Here is a 21,649-nt window from a genome sequence, read left to right as displayed (position 1 = left end):
GGCAGGTCAGGGAGGGCCGTTCACTGCACCTGGCATCAACGGCGGCTATGCGTAGGGAAGGCACATTTAGGCAAAACACGGCTAATCCCGTGTATGGCCCATCCTTCACACACCTGCGAGGTGACCGAGCCGGCGTGAAGAGCGCATTACTCTCTTTCATAAAGGGCCACCCTACGGCGATGACGCCTTTCCTTAGAGCCCAGAGTAAAAGAGCATATCAGTCAGGAATCGCACCAATTCCCTTTCCACGAAGGCTGTCACCAAGTAGTCGGCCCCGCTAACAGGGTTGAAAAAGTCTATTCATGCTCACCATCATGACGGCGACCTGAAATGCGCATGAAAACATCGGGTTTCTTCGCGGCGGTTGTTAGGGTTCCTACAGTAATCGCCACCGCCGCTATCAGAACGGAATGCCCTAACAAGCTCGCGGCAAAAAATGTGTAACTGCCGATAGCGACCGACGCCGCCACAGCCCACATCGCGCCCAAAACCTGCAACGCGTAATGCCGGACTGCGACATCAGGAATGTTGCGAAGCGGGCTTACTTCGTGATCGAATATGAAGTTCCACGCGAAAGCAATTTTGTTTCTAGTGTTGGTGAGCATTTCCTTGGTCCTCTCTTAAACTTGAATTTCGATTTATATTCCGGGTTACGCGATAAAGCCCTGCCTGGATCAAAATGCTTGCTCAGAACCTTATGAGGCATAGGCGCGCGCAACGCAGCGCGCAGATCAGAAGGCTCAGGTCGCCATAGGCGATGATCTATTCGCAGCCTACAAGTTCGCCAATGCAGGGGGCGAAGCTCTGCCATTTTAGTCTCGAGGCACGCAGGTGGGTCCGTCGCGGACGCGACCTTCGATGTGAACGGCAGTTCCGGCCCGATCCACCGGGTTACATAAGTTTGACCAAAGCCTACTCTGTTGCGCACTCCCTTCACTCGCACTGTCGTTCGATCCTCTCAATGCGGCGCGGCGGGTGACTGAAAACCTTTTGTCATGTGTGGGCGTCAGAAATATCACGTGCCGGATGTGGCCGATTGCGATGTGCCGTTGCGGGTGTGGGTCATGGGGCCGCGCGGGCCGCGGCGCCTTGCCCTTGCAACCCGCCGCGGCTTCGCCCAATCTGACGGCGAATCCACCCCTTTTCAGGAGCGCACGGCCATGAATGACCAGAGTCCCATTCCCAACGATCTCGACAGTTTCTGGATGCCCTTCACGGCCTCGCGCACCTTCAAGAAGGCGCCCAAGCTTGTGAACAAGGCCAAGGGACTGTTCTACTCGACGCCCGAGGGGCGCGAGATACTGGACGGCACCGGCGGGCTTTGGTGTTCGAACGCGGGGCATGGCCATCCGCGCATTGTCGAGGCCATTCAAAAGCAGGCCGCCGAGATGGATTTCGCCCATTCGTTCAACCAGAGCCATCCCATCGCCTTTCAGACGGCAAGCCGGATGGTGGCGCTGGCGCCGGGGTTCGATCACGTCTTTTTCACCAATTCGGGCTCAGAGGCGGTGGATACCGCGCTCAAGATCGCGCTGGCCTATCACACCCATCGCGGCGAGGGTCAGCGGCGCATCCTCGTGGGGCGTCAGAAAGCCTATCACGGGATCAATTTCGGTGGGCTTTCGGTGGGCGGTATCGGCCTTAACAAGGGGCAGTTCGGCACGCTTTATCCCAACGCGCTGCACATGCGGCACACGCTTTTGCCGGAGAACCGCTTTTCTCGCGGGCAGCCCGAGGATGGCGCGCATCTGGCCGAGGATCTGGCCGGTATCTGCGAAACCCATGGCGGGCACAACATCGCCGCCGTGATCGTGGAGCCGGTGGCGGGCGCGGGCGGGGTGTTCCCGCCGCCCAAGGGGTATCTGCAACGCCTGCGCGAGATTTGTGATGAACATGGCATCCTGATGATCTTTGACGAGGTGATCACGGGCTTTGGCCGGATGGGCACGCCCTTTGCCAGCCAGTATTTCGACGTGACGCCCGATATCTTCACCGCCGCCAAGGGTATGAGCAATGCGACGGTGCCGATGGGTGGCGTCTTTACCACCTCAAAGGTGCGCGAGGCGTTTCTGAGCGGTCCCGAGGCGATGCCGGACCTGTTCCATGGCTATACCTATTCGGGGCATCCGCTGGCCTGTGCGGCGGCGCTTGCCACGCTCGACGTCTATCGCGACGAGGGGATTTTCGAGAACGCCGCCGAGATGATGCCGGTTTGGGAGGATATGCTGCATTCGCTCAAAGACGGTCGCGATGTGGTCGACATTCGCAACATGGGTATCCTTGGCGCGATCGAGTTCGACCCCAAGTCCGAGCGGACCGCCGCGCAGGTGGCGCAGGCGGCGTGGGACAAGGGGCTGGGCATCCGGCCCATCGGCAATTCGGTCGCGATGTCGCCGCCGCTGACCATCGACCGGCCGCATATCGAGATGGTGCAGAGCATCCTCAAGGAGGTGATCGGGTAAGGCAAATGCCGTGCCCGACCGCAACACAAGGAGACCTGAACATGAGTACTACCCCCCACCTTAAAGATGTCGCCAACATTACCCATTGGCCCGAGCGGGTCGATCTTGCCGCGGCGTTCCGCTGGACCGCGCGGCTGAACATGCACGAGGCCGTGGCGAACCATATCAGCCTTGCGGTGAACGAGGACGGGACCGAGTTCCTGATGAACCCCAATCAGAAGCACTTTGCGCGGATCAAGGCGTCGGACCTGCTTTTGCTGGATGCAAACGACCCCGAGGCGATGGAGAAGCCCGGTGCGCCGGACCCGACCGCGTGGGGGCTTCATGGATCGGTTCACCGGCAGTGTCCGCATGCGCGCTGTGTCATGCATGTGCATGCGATCCATGCGACGGTTCTGGCCAGTCTGAAGGACAGCCGCCTGCCGCCCATCGATCAGAACTGTGCGACCTTTTTCAACCGCTGTGTCATCGATGATGGTTATGGCGGGCTGGCCTTCGAGAACGAGGGCGCGCGCTGTGCCGGGCTTCTGAGCGATCCGAAGGTCAAGGTGATGATCATGGGCAATCACGGCGTTCTGGTGATTGGTGACAGTGTGGCCGACACGTTCAACCGGCTCTATTATTTCGAGCGTGCCGCCGAGACCTATATCCGGGCATTGCAGACCGGGCAGCCGCTTCGGGTGTTGCCCGATGACGTGGCCGAGAAAACCGCGCAAGAGCTTGAGGATTATCCCGGACAGGCCGGGGCGCATTTCGCGGAACTGCGCGCGATCCTTGACGATGAAGGCTCGGATTACGCGGCCTGAGCTGGACAGGCCCCGGGGTGGCGGCCAGTGGCGCGGTCGCAGCCCTCAGCCAGAGGGCGCGCCGCGCAAGCCGCGTGAGATGATCGACACCACGAAGAAGGCGGCGGCCGCACAGACGATGGTCGGGCCAGTGGGCGTGTCGAACCGAAACGAGAGCGCGAGTCCGCCAAGCGCCGAGAGCGCACCAATGAGCCCCGCCGCGACGGCCATCCGTTCGGGTGTGGCCGCGAAGGGGCGCGCCGCGGCGGGCGGGATGATCAGCATCGCGGCGATCAGGAGGACGCCCACGACCTTGATAGACACTGCGACGACAAGCGCCAGTGTGAGGGTCAGAACAAGACTTTCGCGCCTTGGATCGAGCCCCGCGGCATAGGCCAGATCGGCGTTGAGCGTGGCCGTCAGCAGCGCCTGCCACCGCCATGCCAATAGCCCGAGCACGAGCACGGCACCGGCCCAGATGATCCCGATATCGGTCCGGCTGACCGCGAGGATGTCACCAAAGAGATAGGCCATCAGGTCAATCCGCACGCCTTCGAGGAAGGAGACCGCGACAAGGCCCACCGCCAGCGCGGAATGCGCCATCACGCCGAGCAGGGTGTCCATCGCATGGCCGCGTTGGGTGAGGGCCGTGATCGCCAGCGCCATGATCAGCGCCACGGCGAGCGCACCGGCGAAGACCGGCAACGAAAAGGCCAGAGAGAGAGCCACCCCGAGGATCGCGGCATGGGCCGTAGCGTCGCCGAAATAGGCCATGCGCCGCCACACCACGAAACAGCCCAGCGGTGCCGCCGCCACCCCCACGCCGACCCCCGCAAGTGCCGCGCGGATCAGGAAATCGTCAAGCAGAGTCATGGGGCGTTCCTTGTTCGGCATGACCGTGATCGCAACCCGGCGCATGGTCGTGGCTGTGACTGTGTTCGTGACGGTAGAGTGCCAGCGCGCCTTGGGTGCCGGTGCCGAAGAGTGCGCGGTATTCGGCCGCTTGTGCCACCTGTTCCGGCGCGCCTTCGCAGCAGACATGCCCGTTGAGGCAGATCACCCGGTCCGAGGCGGCCATGACCACGTGAAGCTCATGACTGACCATGACGACGGCGCAGCCGAGCCGCGCGCGCACCTCTTCGATACGGCGATAGAACGCCGCGGAGCCCGGTTGGTCCAAGCCTTGGGTCGCTTCGTCGAGGATCAGTATGTGTGGTTTGCAAAGAAGGGCCCGCGCAAGCAGCACGCGCTGAAACTGACCGCCGGAGAGCGCGCTCATCTGCCGATTGGTAAGGTCGCCTGCACCTGCTTCGTTCAGTGCGGCGCGGGCCACCGAGGCGGGCACACGAGTGGGCAGCGAGAGAAACCGCTCCACGGTGAGTGGCAGGGTCGGGTCGATATGAAGCCGCTGTGGCACATAACCTACGCGAAGGCCCGGTGCGTGTTCGATGCGCCCCTTTTCGGGTGTGACGGCGCCGATCAGGCTGCGCAATAGCGTCGATTTGCCCGAACCGTTGGGCCCGACGATAGTGGTGATCTGACCCGCGTGCAGGGTGAGCGAAATACGGTCGAGCACGACGCGCCCGCCGAGGCGCACCGTCATGTCGGTGATCCGTGTGAGCACCGTTGTCTTGTTTTCGGCGGAGGTAAGTGGCTTTGGCGTCATGCCGGGGCGTCCGATGCCTGCTGACAGGCGGGGCAGGTGCCCATCGCCTCGATCACGGCACGGTCTACAGCAAAGCCAGCCGCGTGGGCCGCGTCACCCAATAGGGCGCGCGCGCCTTGGGCCCTGATCTCGGCCACTGCGTCACAGTTGCGGCAAATGAGGAACGCGGGGCTATGGTCCGCCCCCGGATGGCAACAGGCGACAAAAGCGTTGAGGCGCTCAAGCTTGTGGGCGAAGCCGTGACCAACAAGGAAATCCAACGCCCGGTAGATCACTGGCGGCTGTGAGCCGAGACCTTCGGCGCGCAGGTGGTCCAGAAGCTCGTAGGCGCCCATGGCGCGATGCTCGGTCGCCAGCAATTCCAGCACGCGGCGGCGCACAGGCGTAAAGTGCAGCCCGGCCTTTGCGCACTGAGTTTCGGCGCTTTTCAGGGTGGCGGCGATGCATCTGTGGTGGTCGTGTGTGTCGAAGGCCAGTTGGCGCATGGGTCATCCGGGGTCAGGAGTGAATAGGGGATTGATATGTTATATTATATCATATATCAACCCGCCTCGAACATATCTGACACAAATTGATCCTTGGAGGCTTCATGCGCCGTTTGTCCCGCCTTTCCAGCCTGTTTGTCGCGGTTTCCGTCATGGTGGGCATAACGGGTGCCGCTCGGGCGGAGGCGCCGCGCATCGTGACCGATGTCGCGCCTGTGACATCCCTTGTGGCGGCGTTGACCGACGGGGTCAGCAGGCCCCACCAACTTGTCCCGCAAGGCGCATCGCCGCATGATACGCGGCTCAAGCCGTCCGGGGCGGCGGCGCTTACGCAGGCAGATATGATCGTTCAGGTAGGGGCCGGCCTGACCCCGTGGCTGACCGACGCGCGCGAGACACTTGGCGCCGGGGCGGATGTGCTTGTGCTGATGGATGTGGCGGGGACAACGCGCTGGCCGCTGCGGCGGGAGGCGGGTTTCGAGACTGCGCACCATGATCACGGACATGAAGATCATCATGACGAGGCGCATGTCGAGGATGACGGCCACGACACGCATGACACCCACGATGAGCATGACGACCACGCCGACCACGCCGAGCATGACGCACATGATCACGCGGAGGAGCACGAAGAGGCGCATGGCCATGCCGATGGTATCGATCCGCATGGCTGGCTTGATCCGGGGAACGGTCTGATCTGGCTGGAGGCGATTGCCGCGGAGTTGACTGCGCGTGACCCCGGAAACGCCGACGTTTACAAGGCCAATCTGGCGCGTGCGCGGGCCGCGGTGATGCAGGCCCGCGATGCCGCCCGGGCCGGTCTTGGCCCTTATCGCGATGTGGGGTTCGTCGTGTCGCATGACGCGTATCAGTATTTCGAGCGCGCCTTCGATGTCACGGCCGCCGGGGCCATTGCGATGAGTGATGCACAGGCCCCGGGGCCCGCCCGGCTTGGAGAAATACGCGAGGTGGTCAAGGAGGGGCGCATCCGCTGTATCTTCGTGGAGCCCGCGTTCAGCGCGCGATTGGCCGAGACTGTGGCCGAGGCAAGTGGCGCCGAGTTGGTGGCGCTGGACCCGATGGGGGTCGAACTTGCGCCGGGGCCGGATCTTTACCCGGCATTGATACGCGACATCGCCACGCGCATGGCGGGATGTCTGGGTCGCGCCTCATGAGGGGTTTGCGGCGCGCGTTCGCTGTTTGATACCGGACTGATCCGACGTCTTGGGCCGAGGTAACGCAGTGGCCCGAAGCGGCCTCTCTTGGTCCGCAGTTTTCAGGCTCTGCGATCACAAGATCGTTGCGCAGTCGTTATAATGTCTCGCACTTCCTGCGGTGATCTGTTCTTTTTCACCCATGAAACTTTCAACATTCACTTATGTTACCGTGTTGGCGGTTATGCTTGGCTGGCTGCTTTGGATCGGCAAGCCTGTGCTGTTGCCGGTTCTTGCCGCTGTCATCGCGATCTACGTGCTCTCGGAGGCGACGACGTCGCTGGCGAAATTGCCGGTCTTGCGGCATGCGCCCGGATGGCTTTTGCGGCTCATCCTGTTGACCGGGTTTTCCGTCGCGCTGTTCGTGCTTGGGCTGTTCATCACCAACAGCCTTGCGCGGGTTCTGGAGGCGATGCCGAGATACGAGGACAACCTTGATGCGCTTGTGGCGCGCTACGCCGTTACCTTTGGAATCGAGGGGGAGCCAACATGGCTCGCGGTGCAGAACGCAACCATCAACCAGATCAATACGGCCGAATGGATTCCCACGATCCTCAGCAATCTTCGCGGCTTTGGCAGCACATTTTTCTTTATCGTTCTCTATGCGTCGTTCCTGTTCGCGGAGCGGACACAATTTGCCAACAAGTTCAGCCTTGCCATTCGCGACGCCACGCAGCACGAGCAAGCACTGGCTCTTATCACTCGCATCAATGACCGGATCGGCACTTACCTTTTGGTCAAGACGATGATCAACATCATCCTCGGCTTGCTGTCCTATGCCGTGCTGTTGGCCATTGGTATCGAGTTCGCGCTGGTCTGGGCCATCCTGATCGGGGTGCTGAACTATATCCCTTACGTCGGCTCATTGATCGCGGTGATCTTTCCGGTGCTGCTCAGCCTTGCGCAGTTCGGCACGCTGAGCATGGCGGCGACGACGCTGGTGACGCTTACCATTCTTCAAACCTTTGTCGCGTCATACCTTGAGCCGCGCATGATGGGCCGCACCTTCAACCTCTCGCCGCTGGTGGTGTTGTTGGCGCTTGCGTTCTGGACGGCGCTCTGGGGCTTGCCCGGGGCGCTTCTCGCGGTGCCGCTGACGTCAAGCTTCGTGATCGTTCTGGCCGAATTCAGATCCACGCGGCCCTTGGCGATCATGCTGTCGGTAAACGGCAAGCTCTGAGGTGGAGCGCATCGGAACCCGCCGACACGGTCATCATGTCACGCCTCGGCGATTGCGCGGCTTTCATCCAGAACGAACTCGACAAAGCGGCGCAGGTTGGGGCGGTCGGGCGCGTTGACCTTGAGGAAATTCGCGCGCTCGACCCGCAAAGTGAAGGGGTGTGCCGCGACAAGATCGCCGCGCGCCACCTGATCGGCCACGATGTGCCGCCAGCCGAGGATCACGCCTTCGCCGCGGCAGGCCGCGTCGATCAGGATCGGGTTGCAATTGGTCTCAAGGGCCGGGACGGGCTGCGTGTAGGCCACGCCCTGTGCCTCGAACCACGAGGCCCATGTGAGGGGTTGCCAGTTGATTGCGCGTGAGTGCCAGTGGCTGTCATGCAGGTGCAGGAGCGGCTGATCCAAGAGCCGTTCCGCCGGATCGAACGGGCCATGTTCGGCAAGGAAACCGGGGCTGCACACGGGTTGGACCATTTCGGGGAAGAGGTAATAGAGCTCATCCCCCGCGTTCGAGCGATCATTGCCGCAGATGAAGGCAAGGTCCACGCCCTGCGCGCGGTGGAGGCGGTCGTCCTCATCGGAGGCGAGAAGGACAAAGCGGGCTTCGGGCTCGTGTCTTTGCCATGCGCGGGTGAGGGCGGTGACCCAGTGGGTGGCGACACCGATCGTGGCAGCGATGGTGATGGGGGTCGTGTCGTCGGGGGCCGGGTGGAGCGCGGCGACACCGGCGGTCACGGTATCGAGCCCGGCGCTGACCGCGCGCAGGAGCCCGGCGCCCGCGTCGGTGATCTCGAGGCCGCCGGGTTGTCGCCGGAAGAGCCGGGTTTCAAGCGCCTCCTCGAGCGCGCGAATCTGTTGGGAGACCGCCGCCTGCGTCACGTTCAACTCGCGCGCGGCGGCGGTGAAGCTGAGATGGCGGGCGGCCACTTCGAACGTGGCGAACGATCCGAGAGAGGGCAGGTGGCGGCGTGAGAGACGGGGCATTGCGGAGCCTTGGTGAGGAATTCGGCTCCACGTTTGCCGGAACGCGGGCCGGACGCAAGGGCGGGGTTGCAGCGCGGGGCGGGGGGTGAGTAACGGTTGTGCCGCATCCCGCGCGGAGCAAGGCGCGAAGAGCCGCCGCAGATTACAGCCGGGCAAAGGCCGCGTCGAGCGCGCCGAGCAGGATGTCGGCCTCGGGGCGGGCGAAGACCATGGGCGGCTTGAACTTGAGCACGTTTTCATCCGGGCCGTCGGTGGAGAGAAGCACGCCTTGTTCGCGCAGGTCGTTGACGATGGTGGTGGCGGCCTCGGAGGCGGGGGCGCGCGTCTCGGGGTCATGCACGAGTTCGATGCCGCAGAAGAGACCGCGTCCGCGCACGTCACCTGCCAACGGATAGCGCGCGGCCAGATCGTGCAACCCGTCCATGAGATACGCGCCGGTGTCGCGTGCGCTTTCCTGAAGTCCTTCGCGTTCGATCACGTCGAGCACGGCCATGCCGACCGCCATCGACACCGGGTTCCCGCCGAAGGAGTTGAAATATTCCATGCCCGTTCTGAATTTCTCGGCCAGCGCGCGGGTGGTGGCGACGGCGGCGAGGGGGTGGCCGTTGCCGATGGGTTTGCCCATGACCACGATATCGGGGGTGACGCCTTGGGTTTCGAAGGCCCAGAACGCATCGCCCATGCGCCCGAAGCCGCATTGCACCTCGTCCGCGATGCAAAGCCCGCCGCGTGCGCGGACATGCGCGTAGGCAGCCCTGAGATAGCCCGGCGGATAGAAAACCTGACCGCCGACGCCTGACACGGATTCGGCGATGAAGCTTGCCGCGCCCGATCCGGTGGCCGCCTCGATATCGTCAAGGCAGCGGGCAACATCGGCGGCATAGGCGGTGGCCGCTTCGGGCGTCATGCCGCGATGGGTGCCGCGGAAGGGATCGGGGAAATCCGCGATCTCGACGAAATCGGGCTTGGGGAAGCCGCCCTTGCGCTTGAACTTGTAGGGACTCACGTCGACCATGCCGCCGGTATTGCCGTGATAGGCCCAGTCGAGCACGACGGTATTCTTGCGCCCGAGTGCCGTGCGCGCGATGCGCAAGGCAAGCTCGTTCGCCTCGGAGCCGGAATTGACGAAGAAGAGCGTGTCGAGCCCCTCGGGGAGCTTCGCGGCGAGCCGTTCGGAATAGTCGAGGATCGGTTCGCTCAGGTAGCGGGTGTTGGTGTTGAGCGTGGCCGCCTGCGCGGCAAGCGCGTTTAAGACATGCGGGTGGCAATGGCCCACATGGGTGATGTTGTTCACCCCGTCGAGAAAGGCGCGCCCGGTATGGTCGATGAGGTAGGGCCCGTCGCCGCGCACGATCTTGAGCTTGTTGCGGTAGGAGACCGAGAGCGCGGGGCTCAGGTTGCGGGCGCGGCGCTCTATCAGCGCGTCGGGCGGGTTGGGATCGGCGGTGAAGGTTTCGGGGGCGAGGCCCAGAAGCGGTGCCGGATCGAGGCAGATATCCGACCACACGTCCCACAGGCTGTCATGGCCGACGCCGAAGAAGTTGTCGGTCTGGGAGAGCATGGAGGACATGACCTGAAAGTGCAGGTGCGGAGACCAGCCACCGTTTTCGTGCCAGTCGCCGAAATGGGCGATCGTGTCACCGGCACGGACCCGGGTTCCGGGCTTGGCGAGCCCCGTCGTATCCTTGGCGAGGTGGCCGTAGAGCGTGAAGAAGGGCGCGCCTTCGGCGGTCTGGTGTTCGAGGATCAGCAGGTGGCCGTAATCGAGCGGATCGGCATTGTAAGTGGCGAGCCACACCGTGCCGTCGATGGGCGCGCGCACCGGCGTGCCGGCCGGGCCGAAGACATCGACGCCCATATGGCGGGTGCGGCGTTCGGGGCTGGCGGCGTCGGCGAATTGCTCGGCCGTGTAGACGCTGCGCACCTCGCCATAGGGGCCGAAGCCGTAGAACGGGATATTCTCGGGCAGGTCATCGGGGCGATGGCGCGCGAGCCAGTCGTCGAAGGCCCGGTCGGAATAGGCGGGCATGTCGGGATAGGTGTCGTCCATCAGCAGGGGCATCCGGGCCGCGCGCGCGAGCGAGGGAGGGCAGACCGGCGCGGCGGGGCGGGCGGACAGGTCGGCGCGTATGTCCGGTGCGGTGGCGATGGCATCGTGCCCCGCGGCCTTGCGGCAGAGCGCGATCATGAACTCTGGGTCGATCCGGTCGAGCCGCGCGAGCAGGTCGAAGGCGGGTTTCTGCGAGACAAGGAGATAGTCGTTGCCGGGATGCGCCTTGATCTGATGTGAGGAGATACAGACGCTGGCGGCGAGGCGCATGCGGGCAAGATCGTAGAGGAGATCCGCCTCGTCGGCGGATATGGCGAATTCAGAGGTGTAGCCCTCGATCACCGCGCGCATGGCGGTGTAGATATCCTCGACCCCGAGGAGCGCATAGGCGAGGGTTATCGCAAGCTCGTTGACTGTGCGCCCGAAGGCCATATCGCCGAAATCTATCAGGCCGGTCACGCGGTTGGGCGCGTCCGGGTCGACGATGACGTTGTTGTCGTTGGCGTCCTGATGCAGCACCGACGCGCGCAGGGCCGGAAGGCGCGGCGCGACCTGAGCATCGTAGCGGTCAAACAGTGCTGTCACGCGGGCGCGGTTGTCGGCCTCAGCGATGTCGTCGGTCCAGGGCCGCAGCTTTGCCACATGATCGAGAGACCAGACGAAATCGGGTCGGAAGGCCGCCGGGTGACCGAAACCCTGAAGCCCGGTGGAGATGCGGCCCATGAAGGCCCCGAGGCTGTGTAGCTGTGCGGGGGTGCGCGCCGTTTCGCTGAGCGGGGTGCCCGAAAGCCATGTGACGAGGCGAAGCGCGTGATGCGAGCCGTCATGGCCTACGGTGGCGGTCGCCGCGCCGGACAGTGTGGGCACAAGGCGCGGTGTGCCCTCGGCCCCCGCCGCGTGAAGATGGGCGAGCGCCGCGTTCTGCATGTCGAGATGGCCGGGGTCTTCGTCCGCGTTGGCGATCTTGAGCACGAAATCTCCGCTGTCAGTGACAAGGCGGGCGTTCTGATCGCGCTCGGAGGCGAGGGGCGTGAGCCGACCCTCGAGACCGAAATGCGTTCGGGCCAGCGCGGCCATGTCTTTGTTGGCGAGCGCGGGCGGCGTTGCCTTGAATTCGATCATGGTATCCTCAAGCGATTGCGCGGTCTGCGCGGTCAGTAGATGGTGGCGTAAGCAGCCAGCCGCGCCTCGTCGGAGAGTGACATGGCATGGTCAAGCTCACCCCGTTTATGCGCAAGGTAGATATCGACCAACCCTTCGGGAAACCAGCCGCGCAACACATCGCTGGCGTCAAGGCGGTCCAGTGCGGTGGACAGATCGCCGGGCAGGGGTTTGAGGCCGCGCGCGCCAAGGTCTTTGTCGGAAAGAAGCGACAGATCTTCCTCGGTGGCGGTGGGGGCGGGCAGACCGTCTTCGATCCCCTGACAGCCTGCGTGGACGATGGCGGCCAGAAGCAGATGCGGGGATGCCGTGGCATCGGCGGCGCGGAACTCGAAATTGTACTGGCGCGCGATGCTTTGCGGATCGGAGCCTGTCACCGGGCAGATGCGCACAGCCGCTTCGCGGTCGCGGAAGCCGAGATTATTGAAGGCCGCGCTCCAGCGGTGAGGGGTGAGACGTGTGTAGGAAATCGCCGAGGGTGCGGCAAAAGCGATGATCGCGTCGAGATGGGCAAGTATACCGGCGATGAATTGAGCGGTGACGGCTGCCATGCCGCTGGGCCCGTCGGGATCATGCGTGGCGGGGGCACCGGCATTGTCGAGGAAACTCATATGGACATGCACGCCGTTGCCAACGCCCGCAGGATCAATGATGGGCGAGAATGTCGCGGTTTCGTCGTGGCGGCGCGCCGTCATGTGCACAAGTTCGCGCAGGACCGAGGCGATGTCGGCGGAGGCAAGGCCGGGGGCGGGCTTGACCGTGACTTCGAACTGTTCGGCGCCGTATTCCTTGAGGAATGTGTCTTCGCGCAGACCGGCCTGAGCCATGGCGGCAACCAATGCTTCGCCAAGCGCGCGGCGGCGCGAGAACCCCTGAAGGCTGAAGGCTTCGCCAATGGCCGGGGCATTGGTCAGAAGTTGGAATTCGTGTTCGAACGCGGCGTTGAGCGTAAGCCCGGTAAGGCCGTGCAGCCGGTCAAGCGCGCCCCGCAGGGCACCACGGGTGCAGCCCTGCCATGGTGTGCCTTCCGGGGTGGCGATATCGCTTAGGATGAATCGCTCGGGTGGGGTGCCATCCTCGAAATCGACGGTATAGGCGGCGTCCCGGTCGGGCATTATCGACAGATCGCCCAGAGAGCCGAAGGGGGTGTCGGCGATGGTGTCGAAACAGGTGATGAGCGCGTTGGTGGGAACCCAGCCGATACCGCTTTCGGTTCGCTTGTCGAGCTGTGATGCCGGGAACGCCTTGCCGCGCATCTTGCCCGTGAGTTCCGAGATGGCGGCAAAGATCAGGGGGTCACGTATCATTCGGGGTCTCCTTGGTGTCGAGGCGCATTGCGTCCCATGATTCGATGCGTTTGCGCGTGTCGTCCCATGTCTCTTCGGCGATGCGTGTGACCATAGCCTCGACCAGAACGAGGGCGCCGGAGTAGCTGTCCCAGACGGTGCCGCTGTCGATGGGGGCGGCGACCACCTCGCTGGCGTGGCGCGACACGGGCGACAGCCACTTGTCGGTCATCAGGAACACCTTTGCGCCGCGTCCTTCGCTTGCACGTTGTGCAAGCTCGGTGAGGCTGGGCTGATAGCGGCGGAAATCGACGACGAAGAGAATATCCCGCGGGCGCATCCGCAGAAGGTATTCGGGCCAGATTTCGGTGTCGGCGGGCAAGTGGAACACGTTTGGACGCATCTGCCGCAAGTGGCGTGAGAGATAGAGGGCGATGGCGTCGCTGATGCGGCCGCCGATCACGTGGATGCTGCGCTTGGGATCGGCGAGCATGTCGGTGATCCGGGCAAACTGTGCGTGCGAGGTGGCCGCCGTGGAGGCGCGCACGATGTTTTCCGCGCGCGCCACGAAATCATCGAGGAATTCGCCCTGCATGGGGCGCTCGCGCTCGTGAAGGTCGAGCGGCGAGCGATTGCCCTCTTTCAACTCTTCTATGAGGTGGCGTTGAAACTCCTGATATCCGCCGAAGCCCAGTTTGGTCACGAAGCGCGAGATGGTGGGCGAGGAGGTCTGGGTCTTGGCGGCGAGAGATTGAATCGTGTCGAGGCCGGCGAACGGATAATCGAGCAGCAGCGCCGTGCGCAGCTTGCGCTCGGCGGCGGTCAACTCGGGCTCGATCGCCGCGATTCGTTCAAGCACCTGCATGGGGTCTCCTTGGTTTTCCCGGGGATTGTATAAGAAAATAATTTATCAAGAAAACAAAAAACATTGACTATGGAAAAAAAATATCAAACCTTTGGCGCACTGCCGGGAGGAGATTCCTATGATCGTTTCGCCACGTCTACACATCGTCGCATCGTGTTTGGCCATTCTGGTGCTGGGTGTGGGGGCCGTGCTTGTCGCGCAGTCTGTGGGCGCCGCATCCGAGCGTATCCTGACGGTTTTCTTCATCTCGCTGATCGGTGTCGTGGGGATCGGAATCTATACCGGCAATAGCGGCATCCTGAGCTTTGGGCATGTGGCGTTCATGGGAATCGGGGCCTATGCGGCGTCGATCCTGACCTTGCCCGTGCCGCTCAAGACCGCGACGCTTCCGAAGTTGCCGGATTGGCTCGCGACCACGCAGCTTGACCTTGTGTCGGCCACGGTCATCGCCGTGGCGTTCACGGCTGTTGTCGCGCTGGTTATCGGGCTGGCGATCGGGCGGCTGGAAGGATCGGCCGCGGTGATCGCGACACTGGGTCTTTTGATCATCGTGCACGGTGTGATCATCGGTTGGCGCGATGTGACACGCGGTGCGCAATCGTTCTTCGGGGTGCCGCGCGACACCGGGGTCTGGACCGCCGCGATAGGCTGTATCATCGCACTACTGGTGGCGCGGTTCTATCGGGATTCGATCTCGGGGCTGCGCTTGCGGGCGGGCCGGGAGGATGCGATCTCGGCGGGTGCTGTGGGGGTTAATATCCGCCGTGAGCGCCTGATTGCCTGGGTGCTGAGTGCGGCGGTGATGGCGCTGGCGGGCGCGCTACTGGCGCATTTCCTTGGCGCGTTCAGTGCCAAGAAATTCTATTTTCCAGACACGTTCCTGCTTTTGGCGATGCTGATCGTCGGCGGGATGAGCACGGTGACCGGCGCGATCACGGGCGCGGTGGTGATCACCCTCGTGACCGAGTTTCTGCGCAGGCTTGAAAGCGGGTTTTCCATCGCGGGATTCGACATGCCGCCGGTTCTGGGCACGGCGCAGATCGGGATCGGCCTGATCATCCTTTTTGCGATGTTTCGCAAGGCCGATGGGCTGGCGGGCAAGAAGGAATGGGAGGAACGCGTGTTCCACAGTTCCGCAGACGTGGCCGAGAGCCCCGAGTTGCGCGGCCTTCAGGAAGATACCACTCTCAGGGCCAAGAACCTGACGATGCGGTTCGGTGGGCTGACGGCGGTGGATGACGTTTCGCTATCGGTGGCACCGGGTGAGATCGTCGGCCTGATCGGGCCGAACGGATCGGGCAAGACGACCTATCTCAACATGCTGTCGGGCATCTTGAGCCCGAGCGAGGGGCGCGTGATGCGGGGCGATGAGGACCTGACGGGTCTCAGCTCTCCGCGGGTGGCGAGCCGGGGTATCGCGCGCACGTTCCAGAACATCCGTCTCTTTCGCGACCTGAGCGTGCATCAGAACGTATTGGTGGCGGCGCTCTCGACCAAGGGGGGCGACGACGCACGGGCGCGGGCCCACCGGGCCATCGCGCGGATGGGACTTGCGGAGAAGGCCGCCGAGGATGCCGGCACGCTCTCCTACGGAGATCAGCGCCGGGTCGAGATCGCGCGGGCGCTGGCCTGTCAGCCGTCGATCCTGTTTCTGGACGAGCCCGCGGCGGGGATGAACCGCGAGGAGACGGCGGCGCTTATGGAACAATTGCGGGGACTGACCCGTGATCTTGGGATCGGCATCCTATTGGTCGATCACGATTTGCATCTCATAAACCAGCTCTGCGACCGGATCGCGGTGCTGAACGAAGGGCACATGATCGCAGAAGGGAGTCCGGCGGAGATTCGCCGCGACCCGCAGGTGATCGAAGCCTATTTGGGGCCGGGTAAAGAGCACTGAAGAAACACGTAACCAAACCAACAGGGAGACAAAGGAATGAAACATCTACTCATATCCACAGCCATGGCCGCAGGTCTGGCGTTGCCGGCGGCGGCCGAGACGCTGACCGTGGGAGTGGCGACCGCGCAGACAGGCGCGCTTGCCCCATTCGATGCCCCCGTGATGGAGGGTGTTATGATCGCGGTGGACGAGATCAACGACGCCGGCGGAATCGGCGGCGACACCAAGATCGAACTCATCCAGAAAGATGTGCGGTCAGATGCCGCGCAAACCTCGATCGCGGTGCAGGAACTGGCCGATCAGGGTGTGTCCGCGCTCATCCTGCCATGTGATGCGGATCCGTCGCTGGCGGCGATCGGCATTGTCAGTTCGGCGCAGATACCGGCGATTTCGACTTGTGCATCGTCGCCCACGCTGCCCGAAATCGGGGGCGAATACATGTTCGCCAACTTCCCCGGCGACAACGTTCAGGCAACGGTGTCGGCAAGCTGGGCCTGGGATCAGGGCCACCGGACGGGATACATCATCTATTCGCCCGATACACAGTATACGACGATGCCGCTTTACTTTGCGGATGTCTTTGAGGAACTGGGCGGCGAGATGCTGGGCCGGGACACGCATACGATCGGTCAGCAGGATTTCTCGGCCATCGCGACGCGAATCGCAGCACTTGATCCGCAGCCCGATGTGATCATGACCTCGGCTTACGAGCCGGACTTTCCGTCACTTATCAAGGCGCTGCGTGCCGCCGGTGTGGAGAGCCAGATCATTGGGTCGGACGGGATCGACAGCCCGACGACCTTTTCGCTGGGAGAGGTGGCCGAGGGGCTGGTCTTTACCACGGCGGGACATCCGACCGAAGGTAGCGAACTTGAAGCGTTCAACGAAAAATACGAAGCGCGCTACAACAAGCCGCCGGAAACGGTCTTCAATGCCGTGGGATATGACCTGATCAAGGTTCTGGAGGCGGCTGTGGAAGCGGCCGGATCGACCGATCCACAGGAGCTGCGTGATGCGCTTGCCAATCTTGAGAACGTGCAGGGCGCCACGAGCCTCATTACCTACAAGGGCACGAACGGCATGCCGGTGCGCGAAGTGTCGCTGGTGCGGGTGAAGGACGGTAAACGCGAGCTGGTGGCACAGCCCACGCCCGATCCCGATCTCATTCCCGCGCCGCGGATGCAGTAAGGAAGGTCTCGTGATGCCGCTATTGAGTGTATCAGGGCTTCAGGTGCGTTACGGCGCGGTCGAAGCCGTGCGCGGCGTCGATTTCGAGATCAACGAAGGCGAGATCGTCACACTTCTCGGCGCCAATGGCGCCGGGAAGTCCTCGACCCTGAACGCGCTGGTGGGGCTTGTCCCTGTTGCCGGCGGGCGGGTCGTTTTCGATGGTGAGGACATCACCGATCATGCGCCCGAACGGCTCGCGCCGATGGGCATGACGCTGTCGCCCGAGGGGCGGCGCGTCTTTGGCACCCTAACCGTCGAGGAAAACCTGCGGATGGGGGCCTATGGAATTACCGACAAGGCGGCAATCAGTGCGGCGTGGGAGCGGGTCTTTGACCTTTTCCCCATCCTGCACGAGCGGCGCGCGCAGTTCGCCGGCACCTTGTCGGGCGGGCAGCAACAGATGCTGGCCGTGGGGCGCGCGTTGATGAGCGGACCACGTCTTCTTCTTCTGGACGAACCGTCACTGGGCCTCGCGCCCAAGATCGTCGAGCAGGTCTTTGACCTGATCGCGCTGCTGCGGGATCAGGGGGTGACGCTGGTGGTGGTCGAACAGAACGTGGGTATGGCGCTTGAGGTGGCCGACCGGGGCTATGTCCTGTCGGGAGGAGAGATCACGACGCGCGGCACGGCGCGCGAACTGGCGGAGGCGGGCGATTTGCAGGCCGCCTATCTGGGAGCGGATTGATGGATCTATTCTTGCAGCAAACGACCAATGCGCTGGCCCTTGGGGGCACCTATGCGCTTTTGGCGCTGGGGTTGGCCGTTGTGTTTTCGATCATGGGCCTGATCAACTTCGCGCATGGGGAGTTGATGACGATTTCGGGTTACACGCTGATGTATGCAGGGGCGGCGGGTTTGCCGTTCGCGGTGTCCGTGCCGTTGGCCATTCTGGCGGCGATGGTAGCCGCCGTCGCGATGGAGCGGATCGCGTTTCGCCCGGTGCGGAACGGATCCGGGGCGACCATGCTGATCACCTCGTTCGCGGTGGCGATGATCCTTCAGGTTCTGTTCCAGAACCTTATTTCAGCGCGGTCGCAGGCCGTGCTTTTGCCTGCGATCTTGTCCGAGAGCGTGCATGTGGGCGGGCTCATCATCGGGGTCAACAAGATCGTGGCCATCGCCGCGACGGTTGTGATGCTGATCTTTCTTGACCAGTTCATGAGCAAGCAGAAGACCGGGATCGCGATGCGCGCCGCGGCAGAGGATTTCGCGGTGGCGCGCCTGATGGGCATCCGCGCCAATACGGTAATTGCCGGGGCCTTTGCCCTGTCTGGTCTGCTGGCCGGGGTGGCCGCCGTGCTTTGGGTCAGTCAGCGCGCGTCGGTCGATCCGCTGATGGGCTTCACCCCTGTGCTCAAGGCGTTCATTGCGGCCATTCTCGGCGGGTTGGGGAGCCTTCGGGGGGCCGTTGCCGGAGGTTTTGCCCTTGGCTTCATCGAGGTCTATCTGGCGGCGTTCCTTCCGCAGCACATGCAGGAGTTTCGTGATCCGATCGGGCTTAGCATCGTGGTGCTGATCCTGTTGGTGCGGCCCAATGGCCTTGTTCCGTCGCGCGTTCTGGGCGCGATCAAAGTATGAGCGGGGTGGCGGCGCAGGATGGGAATGCGGCGCTTCTTGGACCGAACGATCCCGAGCCGGTGGAGCTTTTCAATGCCGAGAGCCGATCGCCCGTTCTTCTGATCTGTGAGCATGGCGGCAAGGCGGTGCCTGAACAATTGGGGGATCTTGGGTTGCGACCCGGGGATATCGACAAGCATGTCGGTTGGGATATCGGGGCGGCGGCGGTGGCGCGGCGCATGGCGCGCGCGCTTGAGGCGCCGCTGGTGTTGCAACGCTATAGCCGTCTGGTGACGGACTGTAACCGCCCGCCCGAAGCGCCCGACGCCATGCCCGAGGTGAGCGACGGGATCGAAGTGCCGGGCAACCGTGACCTGACCACCGCAGAACGGCGCGTGCGGGAGCTTGAAATCTTTCGGCCCTACCACGCCGAGGTGGACCGGCTTTTCGAGAAGCATCCGCGCAAGGCGATCTTTGCCATTCACAGCTTTACCCCCGTATTTGGCGGGGTGCAGCGGGCGTGGGATGTCGGGTTCCTTTTTCGCCATGACGATGAGACATCACCGCGACTGGCCGAGGCGCTTGGGCGCGAGGCGCCTGACCTGATCATCGGGCTCAATCAGCCCTACCAGATCGAGGACGACTCCGACTGGTTCGTGCCGTGCCACGGTGAGGCGCGGGGCGTCGCACATAGCCTGATCGAAATACGCAACGACCTGATCTCGGGCGAGGCCGGACAGAGGCTCTGGGCTGACCGCCTGACCCGGATCATCACGCAATTCATGGAGACACTGACATGACACTCACCCGAGAGGTGCCGATCAAGCCGCGCGACGCCGCGCTTCTTTTCGTCGATGTACAGAATTTCAGCGCCAATCGCGACGGGGCGGAATTCAAGGGTCTGACGGCGGAGGAGTTCAAGCCATACGAATGGTATTTCGAACGGCTGGAGGGGGATGTGATCCCCGCTATGCAGCGGATTCAGGCCGCCGCGCGCAAGGCCGGCGTGGAGGTCATGTATACCTGTATCGAGAGCCTGACACTTGATGGCCGCGACCGGAGCCTTGATTACAAGATCACGGGTTTCAACGTGCCCAAGGGGTCCTGGGACGGACAGGTCATTGACCAGATCGCGCCAGAGGGTGACGAAATCGTCTTGCCCAAATCCTCGTCCTCGGTCTTTGTTTCGACCCATATCGATTACATTTTACGCAATCTGGGTGTGCGGCAGGTGATCATCAGCGGGCTGATCACGGATCAATGTGTCGAAAGCGCCATTCGCGATGCCTGTGACCTTGGTTATCTGGTGACGCAGGTGACCGATGCGTGCCTGACCTACAGCCAGGAGCGGCATGATAATTCGCTGCGCACGATCAACGGATACTGCCGCCAGATGACGAGTGACGACCTGATCCGCGAGCTTGAAGGAGGATGACGATGCAACTTTACGACCGTGACCGTGCCGTGATCTCGGGTCTGGAAAAGCTGCGGTTCTTTCCCGTGGCGCTGACCGGGGGGACGGGAACCTATCTGATCGAAGAGGGGGGCCGGCGTCTTTTGGACCTGTCGGCGGGCTGGGGGGCGGCGAGCCTCGGATATGGGCATCCCGCGCTTTGTGAGGCCGTATCTCGCGCGGTTGAAAATCAGGCGGGAGCCACACTTTTGTCCACTACGAACGTGGCGGCGGTGGACCTGGCCGAGACGCTTTTGAAGATCACGCCCGGAGGGGACGATCGGCGTGTCTGGCTTGGGCATTCGGGGTCGGACGCGAATGAAACGGCGTTGCGCGCGGTGACGGCGGCGACCGGGCGCAAGCGTATCATGGCTTTTGAGGGGGCCTACCACGGTGGCTCACAAGCTTCGATGGAGATTTCCGGACATTCGGCGCAGGAGGGGGTGGAGAAATCCGAGCACCTGACATTGGTGCCCTATCCCGACCCGTATCGACCCCATGACGGCGACGCGAGCGGGGAGGCCGTGCTGGAGCAAATCCGCGCGCGTCTTGAGGGGGATTGCCCGGGCGCGGAGGTGGCGGCGTTTTTCATCGAACCCATTCAGGCCGATGGCGGTCTGATCGTGCCCTCCGAGGGGTTCATGGCCAAGCTTGCGGCGCTTTGTGCCGAGTTCGGCATTCTGACCGTATGCGACGAGGTCAAGGTGGGATTGGCGCGCACAGGGGCCATGCATTGTTTCGAGCATGAGGGGTTCACACCGGACCTTGTCGTCTTTGGCAAGGGTCTTGGTGGCGGATTACCTGTGTCGGCGGTGGTTGGTCCGGCGCGGATACTCGATTTCGCGCAGTCCTTTTCCATGCAGACACTTCACGGCAACCCGGTCTGTGCCAGTGCCGCGAAGGCGGTTCTTGATACGATGCGGACCGAGGGGCTTGCCGCGCATGCGGCGCGGATGGGTGACGTTTTCATGACTGGGCTGCGCGAGCTTTCGGGGGAATTGCCGCAGATCGGCGATGTCCGGGGCCGGGGGTTGGCCATCGGGGTCGAACTGATCGAGGACGAGGCCAAGACGCCCGCCGCCGATCTGGCGCGCAAGGTGGTTTATCGCGCGTGGGAGTTGGGCGCGGTGTTCTATTACGTCGGCATGTCGTCGAACGTCATTGAACTCACTCCGCCGCTCATCCTGAGCGAGGACGAGGCGCAGGAGGGCTGTTCGATCATCGGACAGGCGATACGCGACGCACGAGATGGCAAGGTTGATGAGGCCAAGCTTGCGGAGTTTGCCGGCTGGTAGGGGCATCGCGATTTTTTCGTGAAAAACCAGTGGGCTGCTCGTCGTGTCTCCTGTCGTTTCATGGAAACGGCTGGAGC

19 protein-coding genes are annotated in these 21,649 nt (G+C 63.1%); 11 read left to right on the top strand and 8 right to left on the bottom strand.

The window, feature by feature from the left end; all coding sequences use genetic code 11:
- Positions 1–296 precede the first annotated feature (296 nt).
- Positions 297–605: a hypothetical protein gene (locus V8359_RS05890; protein ID WP_336427801.1), complete on the bottom strand. Its 309-nt coding sequence runs from the start codon at positions 603–605 to the stop codon at positions 297–299.
- Between the two features lie 555 nt (positions 606–1,160).
- Between V8359_RS05890 and V8359_RS05885 the strand changes: the two genes are divergently transcribed.
- Both V8359_RS05885 and V8359_RS05880 read left to right on the top strand, forming a co-directional pair.
- Complete coding sequence (locus V8359_RS05885) at positions 1,161–2,462, top strand: aminotransferase class III-fold pyridoxal phosphate-dependent enzyme (RefSeq protein ID WP_336427800.1); 1,302 nt, start codon at positions 1,161–1,163, stop codon at positions 2,460–2,462.
- Positions 2,463–2,503: 41 nt separating this feature from the next.
- The gene (locus tag V8359_RS05880; RefSeq protein ID WP_336427799.1) at positions 2,504–3,268 is read left to right on the top strand and encodes a class II aldolase and adducin N-terminal domain-containing protein; all 765 of its coding nucleotides are present in this window, start codon (positions 2,504–2,506) and stop codon (positions 3,266–3,268) included.
- A 45-nt stretch (positions 3,269–3,313) separates the two neighbouring features.
- Here V8359_RS05880 and V8359_RS05875 read toward each other — a convergent pair whose 3' ends face one another.
- From V8359_RS05875 to V8359_RS05865, 3 genes are read right to left on the bottom strand one after another with little or no spacing between them, the layout of a single operon-like run.
- A complete protein-coding gene (locus V8359_RS05875) occupies positions 3,314–4,120 on the bottom strand; it encodes an iron chelate uptake ABC transporter family permease subunit (RefSeq protein WP_336427798.1) in 807 nt (268 codons plus the stop codon).
- Entirely contained in the window at positions 4,107–4,913 is an 807-nt protein-coding gene (locus tag V8359_RS05870) for an ATP-binding cassette domain-containing protein (RefSeq protein WP_442970319.1), read from the bottom strand. Before V8359_RS05870 ends, V8359_RS05875 begins: the two co-directional genes overlap by 14 nt.
- Positions 4,910–5,398 carry a transcriptional repressor gene (locus V8359_RS05865; RefSeq protein WP_336427797.1) on the bottom strand — a complete coding sequence of 163 codons (489 nt, stop codon included), beginning with the start codon at positions 5,396–5,398 and terminating at the stop codon, positions 4,910–4,912. Before V8359_RS05865 ends, V8359_RS05870 begins: the two co-directional genes overlap by 4 nt.
- Before the next feature lie 104 nt (positions 5,399–5,502).
- Between V8359_RS05865 and V8359_RS05860 the strand changes: the two genes are divergently transcribed.
- Together V8359_RS05860 and V8359_RS05855 are read left to right on the top strand one after the other, a co-directional pair.
- Positions 5,503–6,573: a zinc ABC transporter substrate-binding protein gene (locus V8359_RS05860; RefSeq protein ID WP_336427796.1), complete on the top strand. Its 1,071-nt coding sequence runs from the start codon at positions 5,503–5,505 to the stop codon at positions 6,571–6,573.
- A 181-nt stretch (positions 6,574–6,754) separates the two neighbouring features.
- On the top strand, positions 6,755–7,792 hold the full coding sequence (locus V8359_RS05855) for an AI-2E family transporter (RefSeq protein ID WP_336427795.1): 1,038 nt from the start codon (positions 6,755–6,757) through the stop codon (positions 7,790–7,792).
- A 38-nt stretch (positions 7,793–7,830) separates the two neighbouring features.
- Here V8359_RS05855 and V8359_RS05850 read toward each other — a convergent pair whose 3' ends face one another.
- The 4 genes from V8359_RS05850 to V8359_RS05835 form a co-directional block, all read right to left on the bottom strand.
- Complete coding sequence (locus V8359_RS05850) at positions 7,831–8,775, bottom strand: LysR family transcriptional regulator (protein ID WP_336427794.1); 945 nt, start codon at positions 8,773–8,775, stop codon at positions 7,831–7,833.
- 142 nt (positions 8,776–8,917) lie between these two features.
- Entirely contained in the window at positions 8,918–11,947 is a 3,030-nt protein-coding gene (locus V8359_RS05845) for an aminotransferase class III-fold pyridoxal phosphate-dependent enzyme (protein WP_336427793.1), read from the bottom strand.
- A gap of 32 nt (positions 11,948–11,979) precedes the next feature.
- Positions 11,980–13,293: a glutamine synthetase family protein gene (locus V8359_RS05840; protein WP_336427792.1), complete on the bottom strand. Its 1,314-nt coding sequence runs from the start codon at positions 13,291–13,293 to the stop codon at positions 11,980–11,982.
- Complete coding sequence (locus tag V8359_RS05835; RefSeq protein ID WP_336427791.1) at positions 13,283–14,137, bottom strand: MurR/RpiR family transcriptional regulator; 855 nt, start codon at positions 14,135–14,137, stop codon at positions 13,283–13,285. Before V8359_RS05835 ends, V8359_RS05840 begins: the two co-directional genes overlap by 11 nt.
- A gap of 118 nt (positions 14,138–14,255) precedes the next feature.
- Between V8359_RS05835 and V8359_RS05830 the strand changes: the two genes are divergently transcribed.
- Genes V8359_RS05830 through V8359_RS05800 form a run of 7 tightly spaced genes read left to right on the top strand, consistent with a single transcriptional unit; the run spans position 14,256 to position 21,572 of the window.
- Positions 14,256–16,037, top strand: coding sequence for a branched-chain amino acid ABC transporter ATP-binding protein/permease (locus V8359_RS05830; protein WP_336427790.1), 1,782 nt, complete (start codon positions 14,256–14,258; stop codon positions 16,035–16,037).
- 36 nt (positions 16,038–16,073) lie between these two features.
- Positions 16,074–17,225, top strand: a complete 1,152-nt coding sequence (locus V8359_RS05825; RefSeq protein WP_336427789.1) for an ABC transporter substrate-binding protein — start codon at positions 16,074–16,076, stop codon at positions 17,223–17,225.
- Positions 17,226–17,238: 13 nt separating this feature from the next.
- On the top strand, positions 17,239–17,952 hold the full coding sequence (locus V8359_RS05820) for an ABC transporter ATP-binding protein (RefSeq protein ID WP_336427788.1): 714 nt from the start codon (positions 17,239–17,241) through the stop codon (positions 17,950–17,952).
- Positions 17,952–18,845, top strand: coding sequence for a branched-chain amino acid ABC transporter permease (locus tag V8359_RS05815; protein WP_336427787.1), 894 nt, complete (start codon positions 17,952–17,954; stop codon positions 18,843–18,845). Before V8359_RS05820 ends, V8359_RS05815 begins: the two co-directional genes overlap by 1 nt.
- Positions 18,842–19,624, top strand: a complete 783-nt coding sequence (locus tag V8359_RS05810; protein ID WP_336427785.1) for an N-formylglutamate amidohydrolase — start codon at positions 18,842–18,844, stop codon at positions 19,622–19,624. Before V8359_RS05815 ends, V8359_RS05810 begins: the two co-directional genes overlap by 4 nt.
- Positions 19,621–20,259 carry an isochorismatase family cysteine hydrolase gene (locus tag V8359_RS05805; RefSeq protein ID WP_336427784.1) on the top strand — a complete coding sequence of 213 codons (639 nt, stop codon included), beginning with the start codon at positions 19,621–19,623 and terminating at the stop codon, positions 20,257–20,259. Before V8359_RS05810 ends, V8359_RS05805 begins: the two co-directional genes overlap by 4 nt.
- A gap of 2 nt (positions 20,260–20,261) precedes the next feature.
- Positions 20,262–21,572 (top strand): aspartate aminotransferase family protein, encoded by a 1,311-nt coding sequence (locus V8359_RS05800; protein ID WP_336427783.1) that lies wholly within the window; start codon positions 20,262–20,264, stop codon positions 21,570–21,572.
- Positions 21,573–21,649 lie beyond the last annotated feature (77 nt).

Origin of the sequence: Roseovarius sp. E0-M6 (assembly GCF_037083845.1) — a bacterium.
Taxonomy (GTDB): Bacteria; Pseudomonadota; Alphaproteobacteria; order Rhodobacterales; family Rhodobacteraceae; genus Roseovarius.
This window is presented reverse-complemented; position numbering and strand designations above follow the sequence as displayed.

Excerpts from the sequence above, each read along its gene's own strand:
- V8359_RS05875 (WP_336427798.1), bottom strand. The coding sequence starts at position 4,120 with ATGACTCTGCTTGACGATTTCCTGATCCGCGCGGCACTTGCGGGGGTC.
- V8359_RS05815 (WP_336427787.1), top strand. The coding sequence starts at position 17,952 with ATGGATCTATTCTTGCAGCAAACGACCAATGCGCTGGCCCTTGGGGGC.
- V8359_RS05860 (WP_336427796.1), top strand. The coding sequence starts at position 5,503 with ATGCGCCGTTTGTCCCGCCTTTCCAGCCTGTTTGTCGCGGTTTCCGTC.
- V8359_RS05880 (WP_336427799.1), top strand. The coding sequence starts at position 2,504 with ATGAGTACTACCCCCCACCTTAAAGATGTCGCCAACATTACCCATTGG.
- V8359_RS05885 (WP_336427800.1), top strand. The coding sequence starts at position 1,161 with ATGAATGACCAGAGTCCCATTCCCAACGATCTCGACAGTTTCTGGATG.
- V8359_RS05810 (WP_336427785.1), top strand. The coding sequence starts at position 18,842 with ATGAGCGGGGTGGCGGCGCAGGATGGGAATGCGGCGCTTCTTGGACCG.
- V8359_RS05850 (WP_336427794.1), bottom strand. The coding sequence starts at position 8,775 with ATGCCCCGTCTCTCACGCCGCCACCTGCCCTCTCTCGGATCGTTCGCC.
- V8359_RS05870 (WP_442970319.1), bottom strand. The coding sequence starts at position 4,913 with ATGACGCCAAAGCCACTTACCTCCGCCGAAAACAAGACAACGGTGCTC.
- V8359_RS05805 (WP_336427784.1), top strand. The coding sequence starts at position 19,621 with ATGACACTCACCCGAGAGGTGCCGATCAAGCCGCGCGACGCCGCGCTT.
- V8359_RS05845 (WP_336427793.1), bottom strand. The coding sequence starts at position 11,947 with ATGATCGAATTCAAGGCAACGCCGCCCGCGCTCGCCAACAAAGACATG.
- V8359_RS05830 (WP_336427790.1), top strand. The coding sequence starts at position 14,256 with ATGATCGTTTCGCCACGTCTACACATCGTCGCATCGTGTTTGGCCATT.
- V8359_RS05855 (WP_336427795.1), top strand. The coding sequence starts at position 6,755 with ATGAAACTTTCAACATTCACTTATGTTACCGTGTTGGCGGTTATGCTT.
- V8359_RS05835 (WP_336427791.1), bottom strand. The coding sequence starts at position 14,137 with ATGCAGGTGCTTGAACGAATCGCGGCGATCGAGCCCGAGTTGACCGCC.
- V8359_RS05800 (WP_336427783.1), top strand. The coding sequence starts at position 20,262 with ATGCAACTTTACGACCGTGACCGTGCCGTGATCTCGGGTCTGGAAAAG.
- V8359_RS05840 (WP_336427792.1), bottom strand. The coding sequence starts at position 13,293 with ATGATACGTGACCCCCTGATCTTTGCCGCCATCTCGGAACTCACGGGC.
- V8359_RS05820 (WP_336427788.1), top strand. The coding sequence starts at position 17,239 with ATGCCGCTATTGAGTGTATCAGGGCTTCAGGTGCGTTACGGCGCGGTC.
- V8359_RS05890 (WP_336427801.1), bottom strand. The coding sequence starts at position 605 with ATGCTCACCAACACTAGAAACAAAATTGCTTTCGCGTGGAACTTCATA.
- V8359_RS05825 (WP_336427789.1), top strand. The coding sequence starts at position 16,074 with ATGAAACATCTACTCATATCCACAGCCATGGCCGCAGGTCTGGCGTTG.
- V8359_RS05865 (WP_336427797.1), bottom strand. The coding sequence starts at position 5,398 with ATGCGCCAACTGGCCTTCGACACACACGACCACCACAGATGCATCGCC.